The sequence below is a fragment of the uncultured Treponema sp. genome, assembly GCF_945873775.1.
Taxonomy (GTDB): Bacteria; Spirochaetota; Spirochaetia; order Treponematales; family Treponemataceae; genus Treponema_D.
Map to the genome: position 1 here is coordinate 81220 of NZ_CAMCEC010000001.1, position 14126 is coordinate 95345.

The 14126-nt window shown below is 42.4% G+C and carries 10 protein-coding genes; 1 reads left to right on the forward strand and 9 read right to left on the reverse strand.

Features of this window, described 5'->3' with window-relative positions:
- Positions 1–31: 31 nt before the first annotated feature.
- A complete protein-coding gene (locus Q0N70_RS00355) occupies positions 32–1726 on the reverse strand; it encodes an AMP-binding protein (protein WP_294012093.1) in 1695 nt (564 codons plus the stop codon).
- 175 nt (positions 1727–1901) lie between these two features.
- On the opposite strand from Q0N70_RS00355, the gene secA reads away from it, so the two are divergent.
- Entirely contained in the window at positions 1902–4643 is a 2742-nt protein-coding gene (secA, locus tag Q0N70_RS00360) for a preprotein translocase subunit SecA (protein ID WP_294012096.1), read from the forward strand.
- 83 nt (positions 4644–4726) lie between these two features.
- Here the strand turns inward: secA and hslU are convergent, their stop codons facing one another.
- Genes hslU through ftsZ form a run of 8 tightly spaced genes read right to left on the reverse strand, consistent with a single transcriptional unit; the run spans position 4727 to position 14081 of the window.
- Positions 4727–6250, reverse strand: a complete 1524-nt coding sequence (gene hslU / locus Q0N70_RS00365; RefSeq protein ID WP_273353493.1) for an ATP-dependent protease ATPase subunit HslU — start codon at positions 6248–6250, stop codon at positions 4727–4729.
- Between the two features lies 1 nt (position 6251).
- Positions 6252–6794, reverse strand: a complete 543-nt coding sequence (gene hslV / locus Q0N70_RS00370) for an ATP-dependent protease subunit HslV (RefSeq protein ID WP_273353491.1) — start codon at positions 6792–6794, stop codon at positions 6252–6254.
- A 33-nt stretch (positions 6795–6827) separates the two neighbouring features.
- Positions 6828–7751 (reverse strand): tyrosine-type recombinase/integrase, encoded by a 924-nt coding sequence (locus Q0N70_RS00375; protein WP_294012104.1) that lies wholly within the window; start codon positions 7749–7751, stop codon positions 6828–6830.
- Positions 7744–9939, reverse strand: coding sequence for a type I DNA topoisomerase (topA, locus tag Q0N70_RS00380; RefSeq protein WP_294012750.1), 2196 nt, complete (start codon positions 9937–9939; stop codon positions 7744–7746). The genes Q0N70_RS00375 and topA overlap by 8 nt, the downstream gene beginning before the upstream one ends.
- A gap of 10 nt (positions 9940–9949) precedes the next feature.
- Complete coding sequence (locus Q0N70_RS00385; RefSeq protein ID WP_294012107.1) at positions 9950–10906, reverse strand: DNA-processing protein DprA; 957 nt, start codon at positions 10904–10906, stop codon at positions 9950–9952.
- A gap of 38 nt (positions 10907–10944) precedes the next feature.
- Complete coding sequence (locus Q0N70_RS00390; RefSeq protein WP_294012110.1) at positions 10945–11679, reverse strand: tetratricopeptide repeat protein; 735 nt, start codon at positions 11677–11679, stop codon at positions 10945–10947.
- A gap of 17 nt (positions 11680–11696) precedes the next feature.
- Entirely contained in the window at positions 11697–12590 is an 894-nt protein-coding gene (locus Q0N70_RS00395) for a tyrosine-type recombinase/integrase (protein WP_294012113.1), read from the reverse strand.
- Between the two features lie 3 nt (positions 12591–12593).
- Complete coding sequence (gene ftsZ, locus Q0N70_RS00400; protein ID WP_294012116.1) at positions 12594–14081, reverse strand: cell division protein FtsZ; 1488 nt, start codon at positions 14079–14081, stop codon at positions 12594–12596.
- Positions 14082–14126: the final 45 nt, after the last annotated feature.

A 14126-nucleotide genomic window follows, 5' to 3' on the forward strand; every position in this document is an offset into this window, starting at 1 on the left:
TGACGGCAGTTTTAGAAGTTCTTTGTACGATTTAGAATTCCTGCTTAACCTTGTCCACGTCTACACCGGCATCCTTTTCGCGGATTTCCACACGGCGGATTTTTCCGCTGATTGTCTTTGGAAGCTCGTGCACAAACTCAATTATTCTAGGACACTTGAAAAGCGCAGTCTCGTGCTTTACAAAGTCAAAAAGCTCATGCTCAAGCTCTTCGGAAGCCTCGTATCCCGGAGAAAGAACGATTGTAGCCTTTACAGCCTGTCCTCTTTTTTCATCAGGAACGCCTGTAACAGCGCATTCCATTACAGCCGGATGCTGCTGAAGAACAGACTCAACTTCAAACGGACTGATTCTGAATCCAGAAGACTTAATGATGTCGTCTTTTCTTCCAACGAACCAAACGTATCCATCCTCATCCATATAGACAGTGTCTCCCGTATGGTAAACACCTCCGTCAAAAGCATTCGCGGTAAGGGCAACATCGCGGTAGTATCCAGAAAGAAGTCCGAACGGATGTCCTTTGTCCAAGTGAATTACAAGCTCACCTACTTCACCTGCAGGAACTGGCTTTCCGCTGGCATTTACAACAGAAACGTCATAAACAGGAGACGGACGACCCATTGAGCCAGGACGAACAACAGCGTCAAGGAAGTTTCCGCAGATAATCGTGGATTCAGTCTGACCGTAGCCTTCATAGATTTTCTTTCCTGTCTGCTCTATAAACTTGTTGTAGACTTCGCCGTTGAGAGCTTCTCCCGCAGTTGCAAAGCGCACTACGCTGCTGATGTCGTACTTTGAAAGGTCTTGCCTGATAAGGTAGCGGTAAACAGTTGGAGGCGCGCAGAAAGTTGTAATTCCGTACTTTGCGATTTTCTGGAGCATCTTGTCCGGCTTAAAACTGTGCATATCGTAGACGAATACCGCGCTTCCGCAGATCCACTGGCCGTAGAGCTTGCCCCAGACAGCTTTTCCCCAGCCTGTTTCAGAAACAGCAAGGTGAAGTCCGTTGTCCTGAACGCCGTGCCAGTATTTTGCAGTTATAAGGTGTCCGATTGGATAAAGGAAGTTGTGCAGAACCATTTTTGGATAGCCTGAAGTTCCTGACGTAAAGTAAAGAAGCATCGGATCTTCGCTGTGGACGGCGGCATCTCCTACCGGGCGCGGAAATTCCGGGACGCACTTGTCAACTTCAGCATGGAAGTCAATCCAGCCCTCGCGTGAAGGTCCTACAGTTACAAGTTTTTTTACAGTCGGGGAATTCGGAAGAGCCTTTTCAATTTCAGACTGAACAGCCGGATTGTCATAGGAAATAATCATCTTGATTTCAGCGGCGTTTGTGCGGTACTCGATGTCTTTTTGAAGCAGCTGGTCTGTAGCCGGAACTGCAATCGCCCCGATTCTATGAAGTGCCATCATCACCCACCACCATTCGTAGCGGCGGCGCAAAATCATCATAACGGCATCGCCTTTTTTTATTCCCTGGGAAGCAAGAAAATATGCAGTCCGTTTTGAATCAGCTGAAATCTGCTCAAATGTCCAAGTATGTTCTTCACCGTCGTCATCGCACCACACAAGGGCTCTTTTTCCCGGCTCTGTAACAGTGTAGCGGTCTACAATGTCATAGGCAAAATTGAAATTTTCCGGAGCCTTCAAGCGGCAATGCGCCTTCAAGTCCTCGTAGGAAGTAAACTCTCTGTCTTCAACTAAAAAATCATGATAAAGTGCCATATATTCCTCTTAAAAACAGTGTGGTTAAAAGTTTTTCTGACATTTTAATACAAAATGTCATTCATTTCAAGCGAAATACTTCCACCTAAAATGAACTTCAAATCACTATAGACTTAGACACCCGGATTTTCAGAAAGTTGCAAATATATAGAAAATTTTATATATTTACTGCATTATGTTTGACAAATTATTAACAATTATTTTCGGTTCGGCAAATGACCGCGCTGTAAAAGCACTTAAGCCTGTTGTTGCGCAGATTGAAGCTAGAGAAAGCTGGGCACAGGCATTTTCTGACGAGCAGTTTCCTGAACAGACAAAAATCCTAAAAGAGCGTCTTGCAAAGGGCGAGACTCTCGATGATATTCTTGTGGACGCATTCGCATTGGCAAGAGAAGCGGCAAAAAGGGTTCTTGGAGAGCGCGCTTATCCATGCCAGCTCATGGGTTCTCTTGTGCTTCATTCAGGCAGAATAACAGAAATGAAGACTGGTGAAGGTAAAACTCTCATGTGCGTTTGCGCCGCCTACTTGAATTCTCTTAGCGGAAAAGGCGTTCACATCGTTACTGTAAACGATTACCTTGCAGAGCGCGACAGCCAGTGGATGGGACGCATTTACAGATTCCTAGGCCAGACTGTAGGCTGCATTTTAAGCAATATGGACAACGACGCAAGAAAAGCCGCTTACAACTGCGACTTGACTTACGGAACAAACAACGAATTCGGATTCGACTATTTGCGCGACAACATGCAGATTGATGCTTCCCGCAAAGTTCAGCGCGGATTCAACTTCTGTATTGTGGACGAAATCGACTCCATTCTTATCGATGAAGCAAGAACTCCGCTCATTATTTCAGGACAAGGCGAAGACGACACTTTCAAATTCCACGAAGTTGACAAATACATTGGAATGTTCACGGAAGTCAAAAAAGATCCAAAGACAAACGACTATCCGGACGAAGTTGAAATGACTCCAGAACAGAGAGCAGCTCTCGAAGGCGACTACAAGCTGGACGAAAAAAGCAAGCGCGTTTCATTTACAGACAAGGGAATGAACAAAATCAACGACATTCTTCTTTCCCACAATCTTATTGAGCCGGGAACAACTGTTTTTGACGAGCAGAATTTTGAATTCGTTCATTATTTTACACAGGCATTGAGGGCTCACACGCTTTATCACCCTGATGTTGACTACGTTGTAAAAGACGGACAAGTTCAGATTGTTGATGAATTCACAGGACGCATTCTTGAAGGAAGACGATACGGAGACGGACTTCATCAGGCAATAGAAGCAAAAGAGCATTTAAAGATTGCCCAGCGCAACAGAACTCTTGCGACAATCACGTTCCAAAATTTCTTCAGAATGTACGACAAGCTTTCTGGAATGACAGGAACCGCCGCAACAGAAGCCGTGGAATTCGACAAAATCTACAATCTTGATGTTGTTGTAATTCCAACAAACAAGCCAGTTGCCCGCATTGATGAAGATGATGAAGTTTACTTGAACGAAAGCGACAAATGGATTGCAATTTCAAAAGAAGTTGAAGAAGCGCACAAAAAAGGACAGCCAGTTTTAATCGGAACTGTTTCCGTAGAAAAATCAGAGCATCTTTCGGCAATTCTCACAAGAAAAGGAATCCGCCACGAAGTTCTTAACGCAAAAAACCATGCGCGTGAAGCTTTGATTATAGCCGAAGCTGGAGCAAAAGGAGCTGTAACAGTCGCAACAAACATGGCAGGACGCGGTACAGACATCAAGCTCGGCGGAAGTCCTGAAACCAGAGCAAGAAAAAAGGTCGGAACAGAAGCTTCTCAGGAGCAGTTTGACGAAGCTCTCAAAATTGAAAAAGAGCAATGGAAAAAAGACTACGAGGAAGTGAAAAATCTTGGCGGACTTTACGTAATCGGTTCTGAACGCCATGAAAGCCGCCGTATTGACAATCAGCTTCGCGGACGTTCTGGACGTCAGGGAGATCCAGGAAGAAGCAAATTCTACATTTCAATGGACGATGATCTTATGAGACTGTTTGGCGGCGAAAAGATGAAAGCCATTATGAGCAGAATCGGAATGCAGCCAGGCGAGCCAATAAATCACCCGATGCTTAACCGCTCAATTGAAAAAGCCCAGAAAAAAGTAGAAGAAAGAAACTTTGAAATAAGAAAAAATCTTCTTGACTACGACGATGTTTTGAATCAGCAGAGAAAATTTATTTACGACCAGCGTGACGAAATTCTTGTAGACGAAGACTTGAGCGGCAGAGTTATGAATAATGCAAAAGAAACTGTCTCTGAGATTTTCGAAGAATTCAAGCATGAAAGAAATCCATCGCAAAGCGCGCTTGCAGACAAAATCTACAACACATTCGGCCAGCAGCTTTCTTACGATCAGCTTACAGAAGAAGGTGTTGATGCTGCTCTTCAAAATGACTTGACACAAAAGGAAATGCTTGCCGGAAAACAAAGCCTGAATATGTTTATCCGCTATCAGTATATTCAGATGATTGACAAAAAATGGCTTGATCAGCTTGAATTCCTTGACGGATTAAGAGAAGCCGTTCACTTGCGTTCTTACGGAAGCAAAAATCCGCTCACAGAATATAAAATTGACGGATTCAATCAGTTTGATGAAATGCTTGACAGCATAAGAGATTCTGTAACAAGCAGAGTTTTCAAAGTAAAAGTTCAAGTCGGCTCACAGCCTCAACGCCAGCAGCAGCCTCGCCAAATGAATGCCCAGCATCAGGAAGCGCAGTCAATGGCAAGAAGCGCGCAGCAGGCAGCCCAGAATTCAGCAATGAAAAGCGGAAGACAAGGACAGAGTGTAACAGTAACTAGATCAGTTCCAAAAGTAGGCAGAAATGATCCATGCCCTTGCGGAAGCGGGAAAAAATACAAAAACTGCTGTGGAAGAAATTCCTAAGTAATATTCAAACTAAAAAAATGAAGGACTTGGTTCTGCAAAACAGTTCCAAGTCCTTTTTTGTTTGCTTTAGAATAAAAAAGCTAGAGTATGTAACGCTCCAGATTCTGGTTTTGAATTACGCCGTTCAGTTTTTCATCAACATATTTGCTGTCAATTGTTATTGTTTCTCCTGCATGGCGGTCAGCATCAAAGCTCAATTCTTCAAGAACAGTTTCCATTATAGTGTGAAGACGGCGCGCGCCTATATTTTCACTGTGAGAATTTACATCTTCTGCAATAAAACTCATGCGGTCAATAGCTTCGTCTGCAAACTTTAAAGTTACGCCTTCAGTGGCAAGAAGCGCTTCATACTGCTTTACAAGGGCATTTTTTGGCTCGGTAAGAATGCGTTTAAAATCTTCTTTTTTGAGCGGCTCCAGTTCAACGCGAAGAGGAAATCTGCCTTGAAGTTCTGGAATAAGATCGCTAGGGGCAGACACGCTGAACGCTCCAGCTCCAATAAACAAAATATGCGTTGTGTTTACCACGCCCCATTTTGTATTCACGTCGCTTCCTTCAACAATAGGAAGAATATCACGCTGAACACCTTCCCTGCTGACTGCCTGACGATCGCCTTCGCCGCCATGAGTCGCAATCTTGTCTATTTCATCTATAAAAATAATTCCGCTTTGCTCTACCCTTTTTTTTGCCTCATCAGCAGCCTTGTCGCTGTCCGTATTCCGCTCAAGAGTATCCGCCATAAGAATCTGCCGCGCTTCCCGAACAGTCACATTGCGCCGCTTTGACCTTCCGCCTGAAAGAAGCTCCTGAAGCCCGTTTATGCTTTCCTCAAGGTCTTCTGGGTTGCTTGCTCCCATCATGTTCATGCTGAACGAAGGCTGACGGTGAACGGTTATTTCCACGATGCGGTCTTCAAGTTTTCCTTCACGGAGCATTGTCCTGAATTTCTCACGTGTAGAAGCCATGTCCTCGCGGGCTGAAGTTTCTTCTTCGTTTTCTTCCTGCGGCTCTTCCTGAACAGGATTTTCTTTTGGAATATCAACTTGAATCAAACTTCCCTGAATCGGGCTTGATTCTCCAAATATATTTCCAAGCACATGGACATCTCTTTTTGGTGAGGAATCCTTGCGCTTCTTCTTGCCAGAACTTCCAGGCAAAAGCAAATCAAGCAGCTGGTCTTCCACCATGGGAATGCATTTTTCACGCAGTTTTTCCTGCATTTCAGCTTTTACCATATTGTAGCCAACCGCCATAAGATCGCGGACCATGCTTTCAACATCGCGGCCCACATAGCCAACTTCAGTGTATTTTGTAGCTTCCACTTTCAAGAACGGCGCTCCGCAAAGTTTTGCAAGTCGGCGTGCAATTTCGGTTTTTCCGACTCCAGTTGGTCCCATCATCAAAATGTTCTTAGGCGCAACTTCGTCCCGGATTTCTTCTGGAAGCTTTATTCTGCGCTGGCGGTTTCGCAAAGCAACTGCGACAAAACGTTTTGCCTTTTGCTGCCCGATTATGTAATTGTCAAGTTTTTCAACAATCTGCGCTGGAGTAAGTCCGTCTGGAATTCCTGCTGAATTCGACTGCGCCTTGATTTCTTCAGTCATATTAAAGCTCCTCAACTACAACGTTGCTGTTAGTATAAATGCATATTTGTCCTGCGATTGCAAGCGACTTTTGGGCAATTTCTTTTGCGGAAAGCTGAGAAGATTCCATATAAGCCATTGCAGCCGCATAAGCATAGTTTCCTCCAGAACCGATTGCAAGAATGTCGTTTTCAGGCTCGATGACATCTCCGCTTCCTGAAATCAAAAGAATTTTATTTGAATCAGCCACAAGTAAAAGCGCTTCAAGTTTGCTCATTGAGCGTTCTGTGCGCCAAAGTTTTGCAAGTTCAACTGCGGCTCTTGTAAGGTCTCCGTTAAATGTCTTTAGTTTTTCTTCAAACTTGTCAAAAAGAGTAAAAGCGTCTGCGGTTGCTCCGGCAAATCCTGTAAGAACTTTGCCATCATAAATGCGACGCACTTTTTTTGCATTGCCCTTCATCACTGTGTTTCCCATAGTAACTTGACCGTCTCCAGCCATGGCAACTTTTCCGTTTCTCCTTACAGCAATTACAGTGGTGCTGCGGATTTTATTTTCATTTTCCATAATTTGTATTCTCCTTAGCAGACAGTTTCTATTTCAGTCTTTTTTTCCTGAATGCGGAAACGCCTGGCTGTATACTTTTTTTAAACGTTCCAAAGTTACATGAGTATAACGCTGGGTTGTGCTTATGCTCGAATGCCCAAGAAGCTCCTGAACAATTCTTATGTCCGCGCCGGAATTAAGCATTCCCGTAGCAAATGTGTGCCTAAAAGCATGAGGCGAAACATGGCTGCCAGTTCCTTCAATTCCTGTGTAGCGGCTTACGATATACCAAATTCCATGAGCCGAAAGCGCAGTTCCTTTTTGGCTTAAAAAAATTCTGCTTACTTCGCCAGCGCATCCTTTTTCAGCCTGCGGAAATCTTGCGTTTCTTTCCTTTAGATAAAGCATAAGAGCGTTTCTTGCGTCCTGCTCAAAATAAACACGGCGATCTTTTTTTCCTTTTCCAGTAACAACCGCGCTTCTAAAATCACTTGTGAAATCCTGAAACTTCAACGAAGCAAGCTCGCTCACACGGCATCCAGAAGAATACATCATTTCAAAAATCGCCTTGTCCCTTGATGCCCACAAAAGCTCTTTTTTTTCAGGCTGACGGCAAACATTGTCAATTTCAGTCTGAGACATAAAGCGCGGAAGTGTTTTTGACTGACGAAGACATTTTAACTCGTAAGAAACGTTTTTAGAAATATAACCAAATTTCTTTAAATATGCAAACAATCCTCTGACTGCGGAAATAATTCTATTTATAGAAGCCACTGAATATTTTTTGCGGCTCAATTCTCCAACAAAAAGCCTCAAGTCTTCCAGCGTAAGTTCTTCTGGCAATTTTTCGTTTCCAAAGAATTCGCAAAAATGAGCCAAATCCTGCTGGTAAGACAAAACTGTATTTTCTGACAAACCTCGGACGCTTCCAAGGTAAACCAAAAATTCTTCGGAGCATTCAAAGAGAGTTTCAGGCATTTTGGGATTCTTTTGACTCTTTATCAGCTTTGTTCGCCTTTGCAAATTCTCCAGCCGCTTCTGCTGCAACAGCCTCATCCGCAGAATGGAGATAGTCGCAGTCAGGATTTATGCAGCTTTTATACGAGCCGTTTTTCTTGTCGTATTTTTCAACAAGAAACCAGCCGCACTTAGGGCAATAAACGTCAATCGGCTTAAAATGCGAAATAAATGTGCATTCAGGATAATTTGTGCATCCGTAGAATTCTTTTCCGCGGCCTTTTGTTTTTCTTGCGACAATATGCCCATCACAGCCTTTGCGCGGACATTTTGCAAGCGGAACACTTTTTGTATTGTGGCACTCAGGAAATCCAGAACAAGCAAGAAAATATCCGAAGCGTCCAAGTTTTTTTACCATTGGCTTTCCGCACTTCTCGCAAATTTCATCAGTAGGCTCATCAAGAGTTCCTTTTAAGCTTTCCTGATTTTCCATGACTTCTTCAACGCGATTTTTAAACGGTCCAAAGAAATCCGCAATCATATTGTTCCAGACAAGCTCATTCTGCTCCACTTTGTCAAGATCATTTTCAACTTCCGAAGTAAACTGCTCATTTATAACATCAGGAAATGATTCAACAAGAATCTTGCAGATAATTTTTCCGAGCATCGTGGGAACAAGCTGCTTGTTATTTCGTGTTACATAATAGCGGTCAAGCAAAACTGAAATTATAGGCGCATAAGTTGACGGGCGGCCGATTCCTTTTTCCTCCAAAGTTTTTACCATTGAAGCGTCAGTGTAGCGGGCCGGTCCTTGAGTAAAATGCTGCTCAGGATAAAATTTTCCGCTTGAAAGAATTTCACCAATCTTAAGCGAAGGAAGACTTCCCGTTACATCTTCTTTTGAAGAAAGCGTCTTTATAACGTTATAAAAACCTTTGTGGCTTAGCTTGCTTGCACTCACACGGAACAAAGCGTCTCCAGCCTGAATGTCAACGCTGGTTGTCTTTGATTTTGCATTGTTCATCTGGCTCGAAACAAAACGTTCCCAAATAATTGAGTACAAACGAAGTTCTTCACGAGTCAAATATTCCTTTACACTGTCTGGAGTATACTTTACATAAGTCGGACGGATTGCTTCATGAGCATCCTGCGCGCTTTTTCCAACTGCATATTCAATTTTTTCAGCAGGAAGATCCTCCGGGAAATTTTTTCCAATCCAGTCTCTTACATCGTTTATAGCAGTCTGGCTTATGCGGACAGAATCGGTACGCATATAGGTAATAAGTCCAACGCGAGTGCTTCCAATCTGCACACCTTCATAAAGACGCTGGGCAATCTGCATTGTTTTTCTTGAAGTAAAGCTGAGCCTGTTTGCCGCTGCCTGCTGAAGCTTTGAAGTTGTAAAAGGCGGCTTAGGTCGTACTGTCTTTTCAGTTTCCTTTATATCTAAAACTTTACACTCGCTGTTTTGAATTTCCTTTATAATGTCATTAACAGCATTTTCATTTTTCAGTTCAGGCTTTGTTCCTTTGTACTGGACAAGCTGAGCCGTAAATTTATTTTTTCCCTTTGCAAAATCCACATCAAGAGACCAATATTCTTCAGGAATAAAATCTTCAACTTCTTTTTCACGCTCGCAAATAAGGCGCAACGCAACAGACTGAACACGACCGGCGCTAAGTCCATTTTTTACTTTTTTCCAAAGAAGCGGACTCAAATTGTAGCCAACAAGCCTGTCAAGAACACGGCGGGCTTTTTGCGCATTTACTTTTGCTTCGTCTATTTCACGCGGATTTTTTACAGATTCCTTTATTGCAACTGGAGTAATTTCGTTAAACACAATGCGCTGTATAGAAGCATTTGTTTTTTCCTTGAGCGCATTATTCAAATGCCAAGCAATCGCTTCACCTTCGCGGTCATTATCCGATGCAAGCAAAACACCAGAAGAATTCTTTGCATCTTTTTGCAGTTCCTTTAGAAGCTTTGCGCGCCCGCGGACAGTTATATATTCCGGCTGAAAATTATTGTTTACATCGATTGCGATGCGGCTTTTAGGCAAATCAATAAGATGTCCCATAGAAGCCTTTACCGTGTAGCCAGTTCCAAGATAATGCTCAATTGTCTTTGCTTTCGCAGGAGACTCAACAATAATCAGAGTGTTCTTTTTTGTCTCTTTTTTCGATGTTTTTTTAGCAGTTTTTTCAGCCATAATCCACCTGTCAGCATGAATCAAAAAATTCAAGCTGTCCTTTATTTTTACAGACTTTAAATCCCGGAGCATTTTTTCTGACCGCGACAAAATCCGCATAGTTTTCTATAACTGGAGCTCCTTCCTCAATAAATTTTTCAGAAGTACGGACATTTTTCTTTCCGACGCATCCATTTTTTTCAGCCTCATTGCAGAATCCAGCCGAATGAAAAACAACATCGCGGTTGTAATCAAGGGCAAAATCAGCAGTAATAAGAGCGCCACTTCCAGCAGGAGCATGAACAACGACAGTGCATGAAGACAATGCCGCCACAAGCCTGTTCCGCTGAACAAATCTCCAAGGCTCAGCAGGAATGCCGGGAACATACTCACTTGCAATAAAACCGCCGCTTTTTACAATCTGCTGAGCAAGGCTTCTGTTTCCATACGGAACAACAGTATCTATTCCGCACGGAAGAATCGCCGCAGTTGACTGCAAAATTCCGCTGGCAAGAGCGCCTTTATGAGCAAAACTGTCAATTCCGTTTGCAAGCCCGGAAATAACAGTCTGGCCACAAAAAGCAGCTTCCTTTGCAAAGCCAAAAGCCGCACGCGCAGTTTTTTCGCAAACACGTCTTGTTCCCACAACAGAAACACAAGGCTTTTTCAAGGCTTCTAAAGTTCCGCGGTAAAAAAATGCGTAAGGCGGATCTGGAATAGTTCTAAGCATGGCAGGAAATTCCGATTCATAATAAAAAACAGAATTTATTCCTTTTGATTCTGCAAGGCTAAAACTTTTTTCAGCTAAAGCCCTGCACGCTTTTCCATTCCAAACCGCCCTTCCCAAACTTCTGCCTATAATAGTAGAAAGCTCTTCTATAGACAGTAACGCAAGATTATCCATGCTGTCAATATTTTTCTTTAAAAGAATTTTTTCTTTGGCAGAAAGGAATGTTATTGATGAAATTGCAATGTCTAAAATATTCACAAGAAAAAGATATAAAAATTTGTTATAAAATGCAAATTTTATTTATACTGAAGCTCAAGACACTTCTTTTTGTTTTCCTGCGCAGCCTGAACTTTTTCTGCATTGGGTTTTAGCTCAATAATTTTGTCGTAAAGTTCAATCGCCTTGTCAAACTGATATGTTAGATAATATGCGCCTGCAAGAGCAAACATTGCATTTGTATCTCTAGTCTGAACAGAAAGGAATTTTTCAAGATAAGGAATCGCCTTGTCGCCCTGCCCGAATTCAAAAACATAAAGAATTCCAAGTCCGTACAAAACACGGTAATAATTCGGGTCGATTTTCAATGCCTGAAGATAAGAATTTTCAGCAAGACGAAGATAATTCATTTTTTTTATTGCGCCGCTAGAAGAAGTTCCATTCGCCTCAAAATCAAGGCTGGCATTAGCCATGTGGCCTGCACAGCTTCCTACGTAATAATAAAGATTCGCGTTGTCTGGATAATAAGACAGAGCCTTTTGGAAACACTCCAATGCTTTTCCGTACATCTGCTGATCAATATAACGAGTTCCAAGAATTTTATACCAAATTCCAATCTGGCCTTCTGTAAGAGCCAAATCCATTGCGCGGGCATCGTATTTTTTTATAGCTTCCTCAAGTTCTTCTTTTGTCGTAGGATTTGAAACGCCCTCTTCAATTCGCTGCATCCGTTTTACAGAATTATAAGAAGGAGAACAGGAAATCGCCGCAAAAGAAATCAAAAGCGCAAACGAAATTTTGATAATTTTTTTCATACAAATCCTCCGTTGTTTTATTCAGTTTTATGTCCGGGAAAAAAATCCCTGTGGCTTTCTTCAAGCCTTGAATCCTCTATGTGCGTATAAATCTGCGTTGTGGACAAATCCGAATGTCCCAAAAGCTCCTGCACAGATCTTAAATCCGCCCCGCCCGAAAGCAAATGAGTTGCAAAGGAATGGCGCAAAGTGTGGACTTTAGCTTCAATTCCAGTTTTCTTTCCCATCAATTTGAAATTTTTCCAAATTCCTTTTCTTGAAATAGGATTTCCTTTAGAATTTACAAAAACTTCGGGAATAATTCTACTTCCAACAAATCCGGGACGAATTTCAAAAATCCATTTTTTAAGCCAAAACGCCGCATCCTCGCCAAACGGAACAAGCCGCTCCTTGCTGCCTTTTCCGCGCACAAGAATCAGATTCTCGTCAAAATGAACATTCGAAATCAAAAGTGAACAAGCCTCGCTTATCCGAAGTCCGCAGCTGTAAATAACTTCATACAACGCGCGGTCTCTTATTCCAAGCGGCTTTTCCACATCGATTGAAGCCAAAAGACTGTCAACTTGCTCAACTTCCAAAACTTTTGGCAAAGCTCTTGAAACTTTCGGCTTTCCGATTTCATGCGCAAAATTTTCAATCCAAATTTTTTTTCGGACTAAAAACGAACCAAAAATTCTAAGCGCAGACAAATCTTTTGCAAGAGTAATTTCTTTTCTTCCGGAAGTTTTTCTAAAAGCCGCATAATAAAGCAAAGTCTGAACTGAAACTTTTTCTAGCGGCGTTTCATTTTTTTCCAGATAATCAAGAAATTCCTGAACGCAAATCAAATAAGTTTCCGCCGTCAGTTTTCCGTGATTTTCCACAAAAAGAAGATCACTGTAAAATTCCTGAAGCAGAGATTTTCTTTCCATAAATCAAAGCTGCGTCAAATCTATGGAGCGCGAAAGTCCGTTCAGGCGTTTTCTATAAATTGCCGGCTGATTTATGTCGTTCGGATCAATTTTTATTCCCGCAGGAAGCTTGTGCCCGGAAAACGGTCTTTTTTCATCTGTAGAATTTTTTTCTTCAGGCTGATTTTCAACAAGAGAGACAGTTTCCCGCTCGCCAAGAGATTCCGCCGGAGCAAATGAAGTTTCATCATTTTCTTTTGAAGCGGAATTTTCAACTGAAGAATTTTTAAAATCAATAGAACTAAAATGCTCTGAAGGCTTTGCTGGCTTTGAGTCCGATTCAGTTTTTCCGCCCAAGGCACGGATGAACTCGCCATAGTCAGCAACAGAATCATCCTTTTCGTCTTCTTCCAAAGGAACAGAAGTTGCAAAATCTTCATTGCCGCTAAAATCGGTTGCAATTACAGTAACGGAAACTTCGTCGTCTTCCATTGCGGAATTTTCTGAAAGTCCAAAAATTATTTCCGCTTCTTTGCTTGCTGAATGCTTGATTAAATTCACAATATCCTGAGTTTCTTCCAAATCCAAATTTCCATTGCTCGTTATGTTAATGAGAATTTTTCTTGCGCCGTCAATCTGGCGGTTTTCAAGCAGAGGATTTGCAATTGCGCCTTCAACAGCTTCGTTGACTCTGTTTTCGCCCTTGCCTTTTCCAACTCCAAGAATTGAATCGCCTGAACCGTACATTATTTTTCTTACATCGGCAAAATCAAGATTTATGTCTCCAGGCTGAGTAATGAGTTCTGTAATTCCCTTTACGCCAGCGCACAAAAGTCCGTCCGCAAATTTGAACTGCTCTCTAAAAGTCATGCGGTGGTCAACATTTTCAACGGCTTTAAAAATCAAATCATTCGGAAGAACAATCAGGCTATCTACATTCTGCCGGAGTTTTTCAAGTCCTTCCATAGCGTTGTCCATGCGGACTTTTCCTTCAAATTCAAAAGGAGTTGTAACAACAGCAATCGTAAGAATTCCAGCATTGTGAGAAAGCTCCGCAACAACAGGCGCAGAACCAGTTCCAGTTCCTCCGCCCATTCCGGCAGTTATTATAACCATGTTTGCGCCGGAAATAATTCTTGAAATACGCTCAGCATCTTCTTTTGCAGCATTTTCACCGACAGCAGGATTTCCGCCCGCCCCAAGTCCGCCTGTTATTTTCTGCCCAATTGGAACTCTTAGCTGCGCAGTTGATTTATGCAAAGCCTGCTTATCTGTATTTAAAACAATAAACTGAACACCGGAAACTCCGTCTTCAATCATGCGCTGAACCGCACTGGATCCGCCGCCGCCACAGCCAATAATTTTTATAACAGTAGGATTTATATCACCAAGCTCATCATCAAAATTCAACGGCTCGTCATTTGCAACATTTGAAACTGGCTGCAAAACAGAACCATTCAGCGGCGCATTCATTTTTTGAGAAGACGTGTCTTCAACATTTGTAAATTCCATAATTTCCTCCCGACCCGCGCATTCTGTTTCTTAATCCCCATTAAA

What these genes read in the sequence shown, in the direction of transcription:
- Q0N70_RS00355 (WP_294012093.1), bottom strand. Translation starts at nt 1,726, where the DNA reads ATGGCACTTTATCATGATTTTTTAGTTGAAGACAGAGAGTTTACTTCC.
- secA (WP_294012096.1), top strand. Translation starts at nt 1,902, where the DNA reads ATGTTTGACAAATTATTAACAATTATTTTCGGTTCGGCAAATGACCGC.
- hslU (WP_273353493.1), bottom strand. Translation starts at nt 6,250, where the DNA reads ATGACTGAAGAAATCAAGGCGCAGTCGAATTCAGCAGGAATTCCAGAC.
- hslV (WP_273353491.1), bottom strand. Translation starts at nt 6,794, where the DNA reads ATGGAAAATGAAAATAAAATCCGCAGCACCACTGTAATTGCTGTAAGG.
- Q0N70_RS00375 (WP_294012104.1), bottom strand. Translation starts at nt 7,751, where the DNA reads ATGCCTGAAACTCTCTTTGAATGCTCCGAAGAATTTTTGGTTTACCTT.
- topA (WP_294012750.1), bottom strand. Translation starts at nt 9,939, where the DNA reads ATGGCTGAAAAAACTGCTAAAAAAACATCGAAAAAAGAGACAAAAAAG.
- Q0N70_RS00390 (WP_294012110.1), bottom strand. Translation starts at nt 11,679, where the DNA reads ATGAAAAAAATTATCAAAATTTCGTTTGCGCTTTTGATTTCTTTTGCG.
- Q0N70_RS00395 (WP_294012113.1), bottom strand. Translation starts at nt 12,590, where the DNA reads ATGGAAAGAAAATCTCTGCTTCAGGAATTTTACAGTGATCTTCTTTTT.
- ftsZ (WP_294012116.1), bottom strand. Translation starts at nt 14,081, where the DNA reads ATGGAATTTACAAATGTTGAAGACACGTCTTCTCAAAAAATGAATGCG.